Annotated in this window: 17 protein-coding genes and 2 tRNA genes; 12 read left to right on the top strand and 7 right to left on the bottom strand. The window is 64.0% G+C overall.

The genetic code is table 11. From position 1 onward, the window contains the following. Positions 1-248 precede the first annotated feature (248 nt). Together AHA_RS15645 and AHA_RS15640 are read left to right on the top strand one after the other, a co-directional pair. Positions 249-324: transfer RNA gene (locus AHA_RS15645), tRNA-Gly, on the top strand. A gap of 55 nt (positions 325-379) precedes the next feature. Further along, a tRNA-Cys gene (locus AHA_RS15640) sits at positions 380-453 on the top strand. A 60-nt stretch (positions 454-513) separates the two neighbouring features. Here AHA_RS15640 and AHA_RS15635 read toward each other — a convergent pair. Continuing rightward, on the bottom strand, positions 514-807 hold the full coding sequence (locus tag AHA_RS15635) for a hypothetical protein (RefSeq protein ID WP_011706880.1): 294 nt from the start codon (positions 805-807) through the stop codon (positions 514-516). 214 nt (positions 808-1,021) lie between these two features. Between AHA_RS15635 and AHA_RS15630 the strand changes: the two genes are divergently transcribed. The 9 genes from AHA_RS15630 to AHA_RS15590 all read left to right on the top strand — a co-directional run bounded on the left by AHA_RS15630 (position 1,022) and on the right by AHA_RS15590 (position 8,200). After that, entirely contained in the window at positions 1,022-1,222 is a 201-nt protein-coding gene (locus AHA_RS15630; RefSeq protein WP_011706879.1) for a YbfA family protein, read from the top strand. Between the two features lie 358 nt (positions 1,223-1,580). Beyond that, positions 1,581-1,844 (top strand): BufA1 family periplasmic bufferin-type metallophore, encoded by a 264-nt coding sequence (locus tag AHA_RS15625; RefSeq protein WP_011706878.1) that lies wholly within the window; start codon positions 1,581-1,583, stop codon positions 1,842-1,844. 71 nt (positions 1,845-1,915) lie between these two features. Beyond that, positions 1,916-2,764, top strand: coding sequence for an MNIO family bufferin maturase (gene bufB, locus AHA_RS15620; RefSeq protein WP_011706877.1), 849 nt, complete (start codon positions 1,916-1,918; stop codon positions 2,762-2,764). Then, positions 2,757-3,512, top strand: a complete 756-nt coding sequence (locus AHA_RS15615; protein WP_011706876.1) for an HvfC/BufC N-terminal domain-containing protein — start codon at positions 2,757-2,759, stop codon at positions 3,510-3,512. Before bufB ends, AHA_RS15615 begins: the two co-directional genes overlap by 8 nt. Positions 3,513-3,517: 5 nt before the next feature. Further along, positions 3,518-3,961, top strand: coding sequence for a DoxX family protein (locus AHA_RS15610; protein ID WP_011706875.1), 444 nt, complete (start codon positions 3,518-3,520; stop codon positions 3,959-3,961). Positions 3,962-4,039: 78 nt separating this feature from the next. Further along, positions 4,040-4,501 (top strand): GNAT family N-acetyltransferase, encoded by a 462-nt coding sequence (locus tag AHA_RS15605; RefSeq protein ID WP_011706874.1) that lies wholly within the window; start codon positions 4,040-4,042, stop codon positions 4,499-4,501. A 193-nt stretch (positions 4,502-4,694) separates the two neighbouring features. Next, on the top strand, positions 4,695-5,990 hold the full coding sequence (locus AHA_RS15600; RefSeq protein WP_164927710.1) for a methyl-accepting chemotaxis protein: 1,296 nt from the start codon (positions 4,695-4,697) through the stop codon (positions 5,988-5,990). Positions 5,991-6,118: 128 nt separating this feature from the next. Further along, positions 6,119-6,739 (top strand): DUF3332 domain-containing protein, encoded by a 621-nt coding sequence (locus tag AHA_RS15595; RefSeq protein ID WP_011706872.1) that lies wholly within the window; start codon positions 6,119-6,121, stop codon positions 6,737-6,739. An 87-nt stretch (positions 6,740-6,826) separates the two neighbouring features. After that, positions 6,827-8,200, top strand: coding sequence for an HD-GYP domain-containing protein (locus AHA_RS15590; protein WP_011706871.1), 1,374 nt, complete (start codon positions 6,827-6,829; stop codon positions 8,198-8,200). A 70-nt stretch (positions 8,201-8,270) separates the two neighbouring features. On the opposite strand, the gene AHA_RS15585 is transcribed toward AHA_RS15590, so the two are convergent. The 6 genes from AHA_RS15585 to AHA_RS15560 all read right to left on the bottom strand — a co-directional run bounded on the left by AHA_RS15585 (position 8,271) and on the right by AHA_RS15560 (position 14,167). Then, the gene (locus AHA_RS15585; RefSeq protein ID WP_011706870.1) at positions 8,271-9,329 is read right to left on the bottom strand and encodes an FUSC family protein; all 1,059 of its coding nucleotides are present in this window, start codon (positions 9,327-9,329) and stop codon (positions 8,271-8,273) included. A 63-nt stretch (positions 9,330-9,392) separates the two neighbouring features. After that, positions 9,393-11,138: a bifunctional molybdopterin-guanine dinucleotide biosynthesis adaptor protein MobB/molybdopterin molybdotransferase MoeA gene (locus AHA_RS15580; RefSeq protein WP_011706869.1), complete on the bottom strand. Its 1,746-nt coding sequence runs from the start codon at positions 11,136-11,138 to the stop codon at positions 9,393-9,395. Continuing rightward, positions 11,135-11,773, bottom strand: a complete 639-nt coding sequence (gene mobA / locus AHA_RS15575) for a molybdenum cofactor guanylyltransferase MobA (protein ID WP_011706868.1) — start codon at positions 11,771-11,773, stop codon at positions 11,135-11,137. The genes AHA_RS15580 and mobA overlap by 4 nt, the downstream gene beginning before the upstream one ends. After that, positions 11,745-12,440, bottom strand: coding sequence for an energy-coupling factor ABC transporter ATP-binding protein (locus AHA_RS15570; protein ID WP_005303221.1), 696 nt, complete (start codon positions 12,438-12,440; stop codon positions 11,745-11,747). The genes mobA and AHA_RS15570 overlap by 29 nt, the downstream gene beginning before the upstream one ends. Before the next feature lie 115 nt (positions 12,441-12,555). After that, positions 12,556-13,257, bottom strand: a complete 702-nt coding sequence (locus tag AHA_RS15565) for an ABC transporter permease (RefSeq protein ID WP_011706867.1) — start codon at positions 13,255-13,257, stop codon at positions 12,556-12,558. A gap of 67 nt (positions 13,258-13,324) precedes the next feature. After that, positions 13,325-14,167 (bottom strand): substrate-binding domain-containing protein, encoded by an 843-nt coding sequence (locus AHA_RS15560; RefSeq protein WP_011706866.1) that lies wholly within the window; start codon positions 14,165-14,167, stop codon positions 13,325-13,327. 248 nt (positions 14,168-14,415) lie between these two features. On the opposite strand from AHA_RS15560, the gene AHA_RS15555 reads away from it, so the two are divergent. Next, positions 14,416-15,771, top strand: coding sequence for a sigma-54-dependent transcriptional regulator (locus AHA_RS15555; RefSeq protein ID WP_011706865.1), 1,356 nt, complete (start codon positions 14,416-14,418; stop codon positions 15,769-15,771). Positions 15,772-15,800: the final 29 nt, after the last annotated feature.

The following is a 15,800-nucleotide window of genomic DNA, read 5'->3' as shown; positions in this document are numbered from 1 at the left end:
GGGTGATTTTCAATTGAGAATCCGGTTACTAACCGCAGCAAGTCTCTGACTAAAGGCTAATCATTTCAATGACTTTATCTCAAATTCGCCTGTGGGGTCACAGCCTGGTGCGGATTTTTTGGGCAAGCCGTCTAAACCCTGAGCAAACAGCACGGGAAAGGGCTCAAAGTGCGAAAAAAGGGTTGTGCCCGCGCTCGGGGTACGTATAATGCGCCTCGTTGTCAGGTAACTGGCAGCAAGCAGTACAGGCGGGAATAGCTCAGTTGGTAGAGCACGACCTTGCCAAGGTCGGGGTCGCGAGTTCGAGTCTCGTTTCCCGCTCCAATTTTCCATGGCACCAATCATGGATATCACTTTCAAGGCAATGCCTTGTCAGCATGGCGCGTTAGCAAAGCGGTTATGCAGCGGATTGCAAATCCGTTTAGTCCGGTTCGACTCCGGAACGTGCCTCCATCTTCTTGTTTCATCCCATAACGCATTCTCATCACAACAGCCCGGTGCGGATCGCTCTGCTCAATATCCTTGCTGCAACAACAGCTGCTCACAGCCCTGCTGCTGCCACTCCCGCTCCAGATAGCGGTTGACCTGCGTCAGGTCCTGTCCCCGGTATTGAAACTGCACTTCGGCCGAGTGTTCGGTCACATCCATCATCTTCTGTTTCAACTGGCCGCATTGCCACATGCTGACGGTCGGTGCTCCCTTGTAGGCCAGCGTGATGCTGTCGGCCTGGTTGAGCTGCCAATCCTGCCATTCCGACCAGAGCAGCAGGCCCAGTATCCCTATGATCGCCATTTCTGCGGGTTTCATCGCACCGACTCCATCTTGAGTGCCAACTCATTAAATCTGGTCGACGGGAGCTGCTTTGCCAGCTTTTGTTGCCTGTAAGTTAATGGATGTAACCCAATTTCACTTTAAGGCTTTTAAGGGATCTTTTTGCAAAAAAATGGGAATCTTGGTGTAGTAATCCTACAAATTGTGGAGTAATCTTTGCTCAGTGGTCTTACCAGTAAGGAGTTCTATCATGTTTCATCCCTATTCCCTGACTCAGATAATTCTTCGTCGCATCTATGTGCTGCTGGTGGGTATGCTGGCTTTCCCCGTGATGCTGTTTCGCAGCGATCGGGCCCGTTTCTACAGCTATCTGCACCGGATCTGGAACAAGACCAGCACCAAGCCGGTATGGCTCAAGATGAGCGAGCGTGGCGAGCGGATCTTCTACTAAGTCAGGTTTCAATTGAAAAAGACAGCTGCGGCTGTCTTTTTTGTCATTAAGTCCCGGCCGCCGATGCCTGCACGGTTGTATCGTGCCAATCAGACCCCGCCCTGTGGCGGGGTTTTTTATTGCCTGCATCCCTGGGATTGGCGGAAACAGGGTTGCGTAGAACACATCTTCATGGCGAAAGGACATTTGAAAGATGAATGAGATAACCCTTTAAAAACAGCCTGTTGCCAATTGTGTTTTTTATAGATGTGCCGATTTTGCATTTTTTTTGAAATCAATTCGCCGGCGCCCCGGTTCTATGGAGGGCATCCGGTCGTGACCGATCGGGCACACCACACACAATCAGAAGGAACAGAGAATGAACGTTAAAAAGAGCACTGCCATCGCCTCCGCCATGACCGGTCTGCTGGCCCTCGGCGCCCAGTTTATCGCCGCCCCTGCCATGGCGGCCGATGAGAAGGAGAAGTGCTACGGGGTGGTGAAGGCGAGCAAGAACGACTGCGCGACCAAAACCAGTTCCTGCGCCGGTACCGCCAAGATGGATGCTCAGGGTGACGCCTTCGTGGTGGTGCCCAAGGGGCTGTGCGAGAAGCTGGCAGGCGGCTCGCTGCAACCCAAGTAAGGCTGGGTGCCACGGTGTTGCCTCAGGGGCACCGTGGCCTTCTTTTGGCTGGTTTGCAGCGAGGCTTTGCGATGAACCCCTTGATTGGTATTGGATTGCGCACGCCCCATTACGACGAGATATTGCGCACCCTGCCGGCGGTTGGCTGGCTGGAGGTGCACAGCGAAAATTACTTTGAACGTCACAGCCGGGGTTTTCAGGTGCTGAGCGAGCTGGCCCGGCACTATCCCGTCAGCCTGCACGGCGTCGGCATGTCCTTGGGCTCGGCCGATGCACTCGACCTTGATCACCTCGCCAGCCTCTCGGCCCTGGCCCGCGCCATCAAACCGGTGCGCATCTCGGAGCACCTCAGCTGGGGCAGTATTGGAGGGCGCCACTTCAACGATCTGCTGCCGGTCCCCTATACCCGGGAGAGCCTGCTCAACATGAGCGACAAGATCATGCAGGTGCAGCAGGCGCTCGGCTGTCGGCTGCTGATCGAGAACCCCTCTTCATACCTGCAACTGGCGGGGGAGATGCCGGAGTGGGAGTTTCTGGCGGAGCTGCAGCGGCGCAGCGACTGCGCCATCCTGCTCGATCTCAACAACCTCTATGTCAGTGCCTTCAACCACGGCTTTGCGTGCAGCGACTATCTGGCTGCCATCGACATCGCTACTGTGGGCGAAATTCACCTGGCCGGTTTTATCGATCAGTCCCTGCCGCAGGGGCACCTCTATATCGACACCCACAGCGCGCCGGTGAGCGAACCTGTGTGGGCACTCTATGCCGAGATCTGCCGCCAGCGCGCCATTCCCACCCTGATCGAGTGGGATCTCGAGATACCGCCGCTCCCCGTGCTGTTGGCAGAGGCCGAGCGCGCGAGCGCCATGCTGGATGCCGCCATGGCCACCCATCTTGTGCCGGAGGCCGCCCATGTCTGAACTGGCTTGCCGGCAGCAACAGTTTGCCGAGGGGTTGCTTGGCCAGAGCGTGGCCATCCTGCCCCATATCCACTCCCGTCTCTTTACGGCGGATGCCGTGCTGCAGGTCTATCGCAACCACTTCATCCTGAGCCTTGGCGAGGTGCTGGCGGGTAGCTACCCGGCCGTCAAAGCCATGGTGGGGGAGGCGTTTTTCGACGCCGCGGCGCGCGGCTTCGTGCTGGCAGAGCCGCTCTGCGAAGGGAGCGTGATGCACTACGGTGCCGGCTTCGGCGACTGGCTTTCCCGGCTGCCGACCACCGCTGAACTGCCTTGGCTGGGGGAGCTGGCCCGCTTCGAGTGGGCACTGGAGCGCACCAGTTTGCTGGCCCCCGAGCTGCGCCGCTGGCCGGCCGAGCGGGTAGCCGCCCTGTCGCCAGCGGCCTGGCAGACGCTGGTGCTGATCCCGGCCTGCGATCTGTCTCTTTTCGACAGTCCGCGCCCGGTTGATGCCCTCTGGCAGATGGCCCTGCACAAGGGCGAGACAGTGCAGGATCTGGCGGCTCCCGCCTGGCTTGCCCTCAAGAAACAGCCCGATTGCCGGGTCTTGCCGCTGAGCCTGAGCGAAGGAGAGTGGCGTCTGCTGGATGGCTGCAGCCAGGGCATTGCCCTGTCGGCCCTGCTGGCGCGGGACTCGCAGGCTGCAGAGTCTCTGACTCGCCTCGTCACCCTGGGCCTGCTGGTCGATGTGACCTCAACGCTGGAGTAAATTCGATGACAAATCACAAGTGGACACTGATGCAACCGGTGGGCCCCGCCGTTCCCTGGTGGCTGAGCGGCGCCCTGTTGCTGCTGGCCAGGTGCTGGGCGGCGGTGGCCTTCTTTCGTTCCGGCTGGCTCAAGCTGAGCGCCTGGGACAGCACCCTCTATCTGTTCGAGTTCGAGTATCAGGTGCCCCTGCTGCCCTGGCAGTGGGCGGCCTGGCTTGGCACGGCCACCGAGCTGCTGCTGCCGGTGCTGCTGCTGGTCGGGCTCTTTACCCGGCCGGTCGCCGCCCTGTTGTTTGCCTTCAACATGGTGGCGGTGATCTCCTATCCCACCCTCTGGGCCGGCGGCTTTTACGATCACCAGTTGTGGGGCTGGATGCTGCTGACCCTGGTCGTCTGGGGCGCGGGGCCGCTGGCCTGGGACCAGTGGCACCTTGCCAGGCGGGCGTGATGTCTCCACACTGGCGCTTTGTTCAGGCGCCCGTAGGGTGCCTGTTCACCTCAACGAGCATCACAAGGAGAAGCGCCGATGATCATCCGTCAGGCAACGCAGGCAGACATTTCCGCGCTGGTGACCTTGCGCATGGCACTGTTTTGCGAGGTGGGGGAGCTGAGCGAACCGCTGGCTGACCTCGATCTCTGGCAGGCGACCAGCCGCTACTTCAGCACGGCGCAGGCCGAGGAGAGCGCCCGCTCCTGGGTGGCGGAAGTGGATGGCGAAGTGGTGGCGAGCGCGACCCTGGCCCTCTTCGTGCGCCCGCCCTATCCCGGCAACCTGGCGGGGAGGGAGGGCTATCTGCTCAACATGTATACCCTGCCGGCCCACCGCCGGCAGGGGCTGGCCGGCGCCCTGCTGGATCAGATGGCGGACTATGCCAGGGCGCAGCAACTGGGCCGGGTCTGGCTGCACGCCAGCGACGAGGGGCGCCCGCTCTATGAGCGGATCGGTTTTGTGGCCAATCCGGCTTATCTGGAGTGGCAGCCCGGGTGATCCCTCGCCGGGCCTTGCACGTATCAGGCGCAGGCTGCACTGCGAGCCCCTCGCCGGCTGTGGCAAAATCTCGGCCAAATTCTGATCGCACCACAGTGCTCAACTAAGATCAGCCTCAACAGGCTCGTGACGGTTCACCCAGCGCCGAGTCTTGTGCCCGTATCCACCTTGTCAGTACAGAGGTATGACATCCATGTTCAACAACAAGCTGAAGGCGCAGTTGCAGGCCTGCCAGGCACAGCTGGCCGAATCCCAGGGCTTCGTGGAGGCGGTCAAGGAAGGGATCGCGACCATCATGTTCACCCCGGATGGCGAGATCCTGGAGGCCAACCAGCCATTCTTGAGCCTGATGGGTTACAGCGCGATGGAGTTGCAGGGGCAGCATCACCGAATGTTTTGCAGCCCGGAGCTGACCCGTTCTGCCGATTACCAGCAGTTCTGGGCCCAGCTCAAGCAGGGTCGGGTCAAGTCCGGCATTTTCTCGCGCCTCAACAAGCGGGGCGAGTTGGTCTGGCTGGAGGCGAGCTACTTCCCGGTCAAGTCGCAGGGGCGGGTGACCCGGGTGATCAAGATCGCCAGCGACATTACTGACAAGCATCAAGAACTGTTGAGCCAGCAGGCGATCACCAAGGCGCTGGAACGTTCGCTGGCGATGATCGAGTTCACCCCCAATGGCGACATCATTTCGGCCAATCCCAACTTCCTGAGCTGTCTCGGCTACACCCTGGCTGAGATAAAGGGGCGCAATCACCGCATGTTCTGTGATGACGCCTTCTATGAAGAGCACCCCCGCTTCTGGGAGGAGCTGGCTCAGGGCCAGTTCAAGTCCGGGCTCTTCTTGCGGCGCAACAGCCATGGCGATGCGATCTGGCTGGAGGCAACCTACAACCCGATCCGCGACGAAAGCGGCAAGGTGAACCGGGTCATCAAGTTTGCCAGCGACATCACCGAGCGGGTCACCAAGAGCCACGCGGTGCGCGATGCCGCCCAGGTGGCCCATGCCACGGCGCAGGAGACCCTGCGCAGTGCCGAGCAAGGGGCGGATCTGCTGCGCTCTGTGGTGGACACCTCGTCGCTCATCAGCGAGCAGGTGGACAAGACCATCCTGCTCATCAATCAGCTCAACGAGCAGTCCAAAAACATCGAGGCCATCGTCTCCACCATCAGCAGCATTGCCGATCAGACCAATCTACTGGCCCTCAATGCGGCCATCGAGGCGGCTCGGGCCGGGGATCAGGGGCGCGGTTTCGCAGTGGTGGCCGACGAGGTGCGCCAGCTGGCGGCACGCACGTCGCTCTCCACCGACGAGATTGCCAAGGTGGTGCAGAAGAACCGCGAGCTGACCGCCAGGGTGACCGACGACATGGCCAGGGTGGCCGGCAGCGCCGAGCTCGGCAAGCAGCAGATCGACAAGGTCAACGAGGTGATGGCGGAGATCCGGGAGGAGGCCAACAACGTCTCGGCGACCGTCTCCAGCCTCTCCATCTGATGCCGGTCGGGGGGCCTGCCTTGTCAGAGGCAGGCTGTCACCCTGACCGTTATTTCGACAGGCTGTATGAATGGTGAGCAGTCGATATCCCAGTCTGAACCCCCGCTGTATCGCTCCCTGCTTGTGAATTGCCCGTCGGCGGCGGCCTGTTTAGGCTTGCCGCCTCATTATTTCTGGAGCAAGCGAAGACGATGGCAACGAGAAGACATGGCAGGGCACTGGCGCTGCTGGCGGGCATGGTGGCAAGCGTGGGGCTGAGCGGCTGCATGGGGCAGATGGGGCTCTCCTCCATGGTGACCAAGGGCAACCTCAGCGTGGTGGACAACCGTTACGGTCGGGCCGGGGTCTTCGTCCTGCTCTCGCCGGTCTACGGCCTGGCGGCCACCGCCGATCTGTTCGTGTTCAACACCATCGAATTCTGGTCTGGCAAGAACCCCATCACCGGCAAGTCGCCTGCGCTGGTGGATCAGCAGCTGGACGCCCTGATCAAGGTCAACCAGCACCTGGATCCGTCCCTCAACAAGGTGCCGCTGGCCATGCTGCCGCAAGGGGTGCGCGAGGTGGAGGTGAGCTACCCGGACGAGCGCACCGCCCAGATGGAGGTGCACTACCTGGACGGGCGCAGCAGTCTGATGCGTGGCGAGAAGCGCGGCGAGCTGCTGGACATCTACTTCGACGGCCGGCTGGTGTCGACCCTGACCCCGGCCCAGCTGGAGGAAAAAGCCCGGACTGGCAGCGCCGAGGTGTAAATTCATCTGAATCCAGATCTATTCCTCTCTGGATAAGGTATACCTAGTCAGCAGGCAAGATCGCCATGATGTCCAAGGGAGCAGGCTATGACGGTGAATGGATTGCGGTTGGCAGAGTTGATTGGTTCCCTCAGTCATGCACTCGACATGACCGAGGGGCAACCAAGAGGGCACTGCATTCGCTGTTGCTGGATAGGTTCCCGGCTGGCCGAGCGGTTGGCGCTGGATGCCCGGCAGCGCCATGATCTCTATTACATGCTGCTGCTCAAGGATCTGGGGTGCAGCAGCAATGCGGCCCGTATCTGCGAGCTCTATCTCACCGACGATCTTCACTTCAAACGCGACTTCAAGCTGGTGGATGGCTCCCTCTCGGAGGTGGTCAACTTCGTGCTGGGCCACACCGGCCTGCAGGCGGACCTGCTGGGGCGTTTTCGCAGCCTGTTCCATATCTTTCGCAACGGCGATCAGATAGCCAACGAACTGATCCAGACCCGTTGTCATCGGGGGGCGGACATCGCTCGCCAGCTGCGGTTCAGTGAAGAGGTCGCCGCCGGCATCCTCTCTCTGGACGAGCACTGGAACGGCAAAGGTCGACCGTTGCAACTGGCCGGTGACGCGATTCCGCTCTTCTCCCGCATTGCCCTGCTCTGCCAGGTGGTGGATGTGTTTCACGCCGCAGCTGGTCCAGATGCAGCCCTCAAAGAGCTGCGTGAGCGCAGCGGCAGCTGGTTTGATCCTCAATTGGTTAGCGAGTTTGAAGCGTTGGCTGATGACGACTTCTGGCAAGGACTGGCGGACCCCGGTTTGGCCGAGTGGGTGTTCGTTCACCCGGCCGGGCAGGGTGAAGTCGCTCTGGATGAAGATTATCTGGACGAGATCGCGGCGGCGTTCGGCCAGGTAGTGGACTCCAAAAGTCCCTACACCGCCGGTCATAGTGGCCGGGTGGCGCTCTATACCGACATCCTCGCCACCCAGATGGGCCTGTCCGAGCAGCGACGACGCTGGCTCAAGCGCGGCGCTTTGCTCCACGACGTGGGCAAGTTGGGGGTAAGCAACGCCATTCTCGACAAGCCGGGCAAGCTGGATGCGCAGGAGTGGGCCGCCGTGCAGATGCATGCCGCCTATACCGAGGAGATCCTGAGTCGCATCGGGGCGTTCGAGGAGCTGGCGCAAGTGGCGGGTGCCCACCATGAGCGCCTCGATGGCAAGGGTTACCCCAAAGGATTGAAAGGGGACGAGATAGCCTTGGAGACCCGCATCATCACCACGGCCGACATTTTTGATGCCATTACGGCCAAACGGCCCTATCGCGGCGCCATCCCGGTACCCCAGGCGCTGGAGATGATGGCCGAGACGCTGGGGTCGGCCATTGATCCGGACTGCTTTGCTGCCCTGCAGGCGGGGATCCAGGATTTTTCCCTCTACCTCCCGCTTGAGCAGCCGCTGGCAAACGCCAGCTAATGTTGCCGCCATACCGGGCCTCAAGTCATTGGCCTTTTAACGACAACGCCCCGCTTTGCGGGGCGTTTTGCTATGGGTGGCTCTGGCTGCGGGGCGGGTGCATCACCAGGCCCAGCAGCCTGCGCAGGTGGATGAGCTGTTCGGTGAGCTGCAGATTGAGCCACAGATAGCCGCTGATGGCGGCTTCGCCACCGGCATCGATCCGCACTCTACCGGCCGCCTCCTGCAGACGGCTGATGGCCAGCTCCGAGCCCTGCAGGTCGCCGCTCTTGAGCATCAGCGCCAGCTCGCTCATCAGCGCCTCGGTCGCCTGCTGGCAGGCGCGCAGCTCCGGGGTGCTCTGCATCAGAAAGTGGCTCTGGCGATCGCGCCAGTAGGTGTTGGCCAGCATCTCCAGGGTGCAGAGGGTGTTGCGCATGGTGGTCTGGATCGCTTCGAACAGGGCGCTGCCAAGGCGGGTCTCCTTGACGGCCGGGGTCAGCAGGGGACGCAGACTCACCATCTTGGAAAGCAATCTGGCGTGGCTGTGGGCGAGGCGTGGCCGCTCCAGCACGTTGGGGGAGAGGTGGGTGTGATAGAGCCGCTGTGCCTGCTGCAGGGTGTCGTGCATCTGCAGCCGCCAGTGGCTGTAGGCGCGCTGGGGATAGATGCTGCAAAACAGCAGCGCCAGCAATGAGCCCAGGATCACGTCTGCACTGCGCCACAGGGCGGTCTCGATGTCGCCGGGCATGGCCCCCATGGTGACGCCGAGGGTGATGCCGATGAGCAGCCCCACATAGGGGCGCTTGCCGAGCGCCAGATAGCCGCACAGAAACATGATGCAGCCGCACCACAGCAGCATCAGCGGCAGGGAGTAGAGCTCGAGATAGAGCGCCACCACCCCGCAGCTGGCGCCGAAGATGGTGCCGACCACCCGCTGCAGGGCGCGCGACAGCACATTGCCCCAGAACGAGATGGGGCCCATCACCACCACCAGGGTGATGAGGGGCCAGGTGCTTTCCGGCAGCTTGAGCTCGCGGGTCAGCAGAAAGGTGAGCATGAAGGCGAGCGCGATGCGCAGGCCATGGACGATGCGGTAGTGACCGTAGATCAGCAGATCGAGTCGGGAGAGGGGGGCATTCAGGCGCAAGGGACAAGCCTCGGATTCATGGGGGCAGCCACCCCGCCACGCCCGGCGGGGTGGAGACCGGTATCAGGCCACTCGTCCCTGGAGTGGGTGGATCCAGACCCGCTCGCCGACCGCGATGGCCGGCTGGGCGGGGACGATTTCAATCAGGCAGTTGGCATCGGCCATGGAGCTGAGGATGCCGGAGCCCTGCGGCCCGGTGGTGCGTACCCGCAGTACGCCGCTGGCATCCTGATGGAAGATGCCGCGCAGGAATTCGGTACGCCCCGGCCGGCTCTTCATCTGCTGCTCGGCCAGCGCCGAGAGGCGCAGCGGCTGCCACACCCGGCCCTGCAGGCGGGCGATGGCGGGCTCGACGAATTGCAGGAAGCAGATCATGGCGGCCACCGGGTTGCCGGGCAGGCCGAAGAAGGGGGTCTGCCCCAGCTTGCCGAAGGCGAGCGGACGGCCCGGCCGCATCTGGATGCGCCAGAAGGCGATCTGGCCAAGCTCGGCCAGCACCTGCTTGATGAAGTCGGCATTGCCCACCGACACCCCGCCCGAGCTCAGCACCAGGTCGGCATCGCCCGCGGCCTGTGCCAGCTGCTGGCGCAGGATGGCGGGATCATCGGGGATGATGCCAAGGTCCATCACCTCGCAGCCGGCCCCGGCGATGAGCGCCATCAGGGTGAAGCGGTTGCTGTCGAAGATGTGGCCGGGGGCGAGCGTCTCGCCCGGTGCCTGCACCTCGTCGCCGGTGCTGAACAGCGCCACCTTGAGCGGTGCGCGCACCGTCAGCGTTGCCTGCCCCAGAGAAGCTGCAAGCCCGAGCTGAGGGGCGCCGAGGCGGGTGCCGGCCGCGATGGCGACCGCGCCCAGCGCCAGATCTTCCCCGGCCTGGCGCACGTTCTGCCCCGCCTTGACGGGGGCGCTGACGCTGACCCATTCACCGTCAAGCCGGGTCTCTTCGCGCATCACCACGGTGTCGACGCCGGGGGGGAGCGGGGCGCCGGTCATGATCTGCACCGCCTGTCCGGCCAGTACCGGCGCGCTGCGCGGCTGGCCCGCCAGCACTTCTCCCACCAGCTGCCAGCGGCCGGCGGCGAGATCGTCGCTGCGCAGGCCAATGCCATCCATCGCCGAGTTGGCGTGGGGCGGCACATTGATGGGGCTGACGAGATCCCCCGCCAGCACGGCGCCGTGGCAGCGGGCGAGCGGCAGGTCGATGCTGCGGGTGGCGGGCTCGAGAGTGTCGAGGATGGCCTGGCGCGCCCCCTCGACCGACAGGAAACCGGCCCCCGGCGCCTGCTCCTGCTGCCGGCTCTGTACCAGGTAGGCGCAGACGAAGTCGGCGATGGCCTCCAGATCATTGATGTCGAGTCGGGGCAGGGTGGTCTCTGCGGGCTGATCGCTGGCCACGGCGATGATGTCGCGATCAAGCGGGAACAGCAGCGGCTTGCCGATGGCGGCGCGGTGCAGCTCGATTTTCGGGAAGTGCTCGTGCTTGAACCCTTCCACCAGCAGCAGGTCGAGGCTGCGTTGATCGAAGCTGGCCAGCAGCTCGCGAAAATCGGCCTCACCCAGATCGGTTTCGATGATGCGGGCGTGACGGCGGCGGGAGGCCACCATCATCTGGCTGGCACCGGCCTGGCGCAGGCGGTGACTGTCTTTGCCCGGCTGGTCGATGTCAAAGTCGTGGTGGGCGTGCTTGAGCACCCCGAGGCGCAGGCCGCGGCTCACCAGCAGGGGGATGAGTTGCTCGAGCAGGGTGGTCTTGCCGGTGCCGCTCCAGGCGGCAAAGCCGAGCAGGGGCAGGGTGGGGGCCGGGGTCATGAGGTGGCTCCTTGTCCGGTCGCGGCGTCTGGCAGGCGCGCCTCGTAGGCGGCCAGCTCGTCCGGGCTGTTGAGATTGATGAAGGCATCCGGCTGGTCGGCAAAGCTCACCACCGCCATCTGGTGGCGGGCAAACCAGATATCGATTTTGCGCTCTCCCTCCGCCAGCGCGGCGGACAGGGAGGGGAGCAGGGACTTGTGCAGCAGGGCCACCACGGGTTGCAGCCAGTCGCCGTCATGGGCCACCACCAGCTCGGTCTGCGGGGTCAGGGCGGCGCGAAAGCGGCTCATCAGATCGCGGGGCAGGGCGGGGCCGTCGCAGGGCACGAACAGCACCCAGTCGTGGCGGGCGGCGGCAAGGCCGGCCTGCATGCCCGCCAGCGGGCCGAGATAGTCGGGGCTGTCATCGCCGATGACCGGGGCCAGCGCCTGGTAGCGGGCCTGGCTGCGGTTGGCGTTGATCAGGATCTCGTCCACCTGGGGTCTTAGCCGGTCAAGCACGTGGTCGATGAGCGGGCGTCCCGCCAACTCGACCCAGCCCTTGTCGGCGCCCCCCATGCGGGTGGCACGGCCGCCGGCCAGCACCACGGCGGAGACGGGAAAGCGGTCAGTACGAGGTTCGCTGTTTGAGGTCATGTCGCTCGATGATTTTCAAAGGAGTGGGTTCGTGCAGCCGGCCCCGGGCGAGGGTCCATTGCCGCTCGCACAGGTCGGTCAGATCGTTGCTCTGGTGGCTGATGATGACCAGGCCGCTGCCCTGTTCCCGCAGATCTTGCGCCATGGCGGCCATCAGGGCAACCGAATGTGCATCCAGATTGGCTGTGGGCTCGTCCATCAGCAAAAAGGCGGGCTGCAGCGCCCAGGCGCGGGCCATGGCCAGCCGCTGGCGCTCGCCGCCAGACAAAATGCTGATGTGCTCGCGCGCCAGGCTCTCCAGTTCGACCCGGCGCAGCGCCTCGAACACCCGCACCTCGTCGGCGGCGCGATGGCCGAGGGCCCAGGCCACGTTGTCGTGCACGCTGCGATCAAACAGGTAGGGGGTCTGGTGCAGGTAGGTGACCCGGCCCGGCCCCGGATCGCGCTTGAGCCACTGGCCGAGCTTGCCGCGCCAGCCAGAGGGGAGGTTGGTGTGGCCCCGGGTCGGGGTGAGCAGGCCTGCTAGGATCTTGAGCAAGGTGGTCTTGCCCACCCCGTTCGCGCCGCGCAGCCAGATGGCGTCGCCGGCCGCGATGGAGAGCTGCTCAATCTGGAACAGGTCGCGCTCGCCAAAGCGCATCATCAGCTGGTGGGCGGTCAGGGCCATGGCGTACTCCGGTGGATGGACGGTGGGGGCATGGTCGGTTCTTCACACAACCGTGACCGCGACAGCGGTGGGGTCAACAGCATTTGGTTATGGATAATAGTGCGCTGCGCCATGGTCAGTTCTTCAGATAGCTGTGACCACGGCACGCGGTCAGCAACAGGTTGAGCAGCAGGGCCAGGGCCAGCAGCACGATGCCGAGCGCCACCCCCTGGGTGAAGGCCCCTTTCTGGGTCTCCAGCGCGATGGCGGTGGGGATGTTGCGGGTGAAGTGCAAAATGTTGCCCCCCACCATCATGGAGCAGCCCACCTCGGTGACGATGCGACTGAAGGCGCCGATCACCGCCGCCAACAGGCCGAAGCGGCACTCGCGCATCAGCCCGAGCAGCGCCCTGGGCCAGGAGAGCCCCAGGGTGCGGGCGGTCTCCCAGGCGCGCCGATCGCTCTGCACGAACGCCGCGTGGGCCATGGTGGCGATCACCGGAAAGGCGATCAGCATCTGCCCCACCACCATGGCCTGCTGGGTGAACAGCATCTTCCAGTCGCCGAAGGGGCCGGCCCGCGACAGCAGCATGTAGAGCAACAGGCCAATCACCACGGTCGGCACCGACTGCAGGGTATTGATGCAGGAGAGCCAGAGCCAGCGGGCCGGGATCGGCAGGTAGGCCAGCGCGAAGCCGAGCAGCAGGGCCGGCAGCAGCACCAGCCCGAGTGCGAGACTCGACACCGAGAAGGAGACCCCCACCACTTGCCACAGCTCGGTGTCACCACTGAACAGCAGCGAAAGCGCCGCCAGTGTGGTTTCGATCAGGGTCGGCACCGGGCGCCTCCGTCACTCAAGGTGGCGAGGGGCGCCAGGGGCAGGTCGGGCAGGGTCGGCCGTGGCATCACTGCGGCTTGGCGTCGGCCACGAACAGCGGCTGGCCGGCCACCTTGAAGTCACCGATAAGCTGCTGACCATGCTGGGAGACCAGCCAGTTCTTCAGGGTGCGGGCCCCTTCGGTGTTGAGATCCGGGTAGCGCTTGGGGTTGACCAGGATCACCTGGTAGGGATTGAACAGGCGCTTGTCCCCCTCCAGCAGCACGGCGAGATCCAGTTTGCTCTGGTAGGCGAGCCAGGTGCCGCGGTCGGTCAGGGTGTAGGCACCCAGCTCCGAAGCCATGGTCAGGGTCGGCCCCATGCCCTGGCCGATGGACTTGTAGCCGGCGAACTCAGGCTTGACGTCGGCCGCCTGCCACAGGGTCTTCTCCTTGATGTGGGTGCCGGACTCGTCCCCGCGGGAGATAAAGGTCTGCCCCTTTTCTTTGATGGCCTCCAGCGCCTTGGCGGCGTCGTGCAGCTTGCCAAGACCGGCCGGATCTTTCGCCGGGCCGACGATGACGAAGTCGTTGTACATCAGGTGCTCAGGCTCGATGCCAAAGCCCGCCTCGACGAAGGCCTTCTCGGCAGAGGGGGCATGGGTCATCACCAGATCCGCGTCGCCGTTCTCGCCCATTTTCAGGCTCTGGCCGGTACCGGCCGCCATCACCTGCACCGGGTAGCCGGTCTCCTTGGTGAACTGGGGCAGCAGCCAGCCCAGCAGGCCGGACTGTTCGGTGCTGGTGGTGGTGGCGAGGCGGATGGGCGCCTTGGTCTCGGCATGGCTGGCAGCGCTCCAGAGCGGCAGGCTGAGCAGCAGGGCGGAGGAGAGGGCAAGGGCGAGGCGTTTACGCACTGTGGCTGTGATCATGATGTCAGGGTACCCGGTGATGGAGAGAGGGCAGGACTAAGCAAGCAGGGTGCCAAGCTGACCGCATGCTTTGTTCGGACCGGTTTTTAATGTGAAAACAGTCGGTTAAGCGCACTAATTGCGTGATGGCACCGTCGCTTTTAATAAACGGAGTTGGCACTTGGGGCCGGTTAGCGACAAAATGTCCCACAGTTTATAAGGTCGGTGGGACAATCCCGGAACCTTGTCGAATCTGAGGTACTTTTTTCATGACTGCACCCGCCAGCCGCTGGTCCGCCCTCTCCCTGCTCATCGTCGACGACGAACCCGGCATGCGCAGCTTCCTCGCCAAGGCGCTGGCCCGCCGCTTCGCCCAGATAGAGACGGCCGCCAGCGTGGAGGAGGCCGAAGCCCTGCGCTGCCGCCTGCATTTTGATCTCATCATCGCCGATATCCGCCTGCCGGGGCGCTCCGGCATCGAGTGGCACGAGGCCATCGACCCCGCCACCCGGCGCAGCGACATCATCTTCATGACCGGTTTCGGCGACATGGAGACCGCCCTCAAGGCGTTGCGGCTCGGCGCCAGCGACTTCATTCTCAAACCCTTCAACCTGGATCAGATGGTGCAGGCGGTGGACCGGGTCATCGAGCGCCGCCAGATGGAGCGGGAGAACCTGCTGCTGCGCCGGGAGGTGAGCAAGCTGTTCCCGCCCACCCTGATCGGCGACAGCGCCAAGACCCGCGAGCTCAAGACGCTGATCGCCCGGGTCGCCTCCTCCAACGCCGCCGTGCTGGTGGAGGGGGAGTCCGGCACGGGCAAGGAGCTGGTGGCCCGCGCCCTGCACCAGCTCTCCGGCCGGATGGGGGCCTTCGTGCCGCTCAACTGCGCCTCCATCGCCCCCGAGCTGCTCGAAAGCGAGCTGTTCGGCCACGTGCAGGGGGCCTTTACCGGCGCCCGCAAGGGGCGCGACGGCCTGTTCCGGGTCGCCCACCAGGGGACGCTGTTTCTGGACGAGATCGGCGAGATGCCGCTCGCCATGCAGGCTTCCCTGCTGCGGGCGCTGGAGCAGAAAGCCATCCGCCCGGTGGGGGCAGAGCGGGAGCTTTCGGTGGACGTGCGCATCGTCGCCGCCACCAACCGCAACCTGAAGGCGGAGGTGGAGGCGGGCCGTTTTCGTGAAGACCTCTTCTATCGCCTCAACGTGGTGGCGCTGCCGGTGGCCCCCCTGCGCGAGCGCATCGACGACATCCCCGCCCTGGTGCACCACTTCACCCGCCAGCTCACCGCCGAGATGGGCATGGGCGCCCTGCACTGGACCCACGAGGACGTGGTGGCCATGCAGGCCTACCCCTGGCCCGGCAACGTGCGCGAGCTGCGCAACCTCATCGAGCGCTGCCTGCTGCTGGGCAAGCCGCCCGCCGAATACTGGCAGAGCGCCAAGCCTGCCGAGTCGGCACGGGGGGAGGAGGGCTATCCGCTGGAGTGGGCGCTGGCCGAGGTGGAGAAGGCCCACATCCTGCAGGTGGTGGCGAGCCATGATGGCAACAAGTCGGCCGCCTCCCGGGTACTGGGGGTGGCGCGCAAGACCCTGGAGCGCAAGTTCAAGGAGTGGGCCATCGAATGAGTCGGCTCGCCCCTTGCCGCCGGAGTGAG

The sequence above is a fragment of the Aeromonas hydrophila subsp. hydrophila ATCC 7966 genome (assembly GCF_000014805.1).
Taxonomy (GTDB): Bacteria; Pseudomonadota; Gammaproteobacteria; order Enterobacterales; family Aeromonadaceae; genus Aeromonas; species Aeromonas hydrophila.
This window is presented reverse-complemented; position numbering and strand designations above follow the sequence as displayed.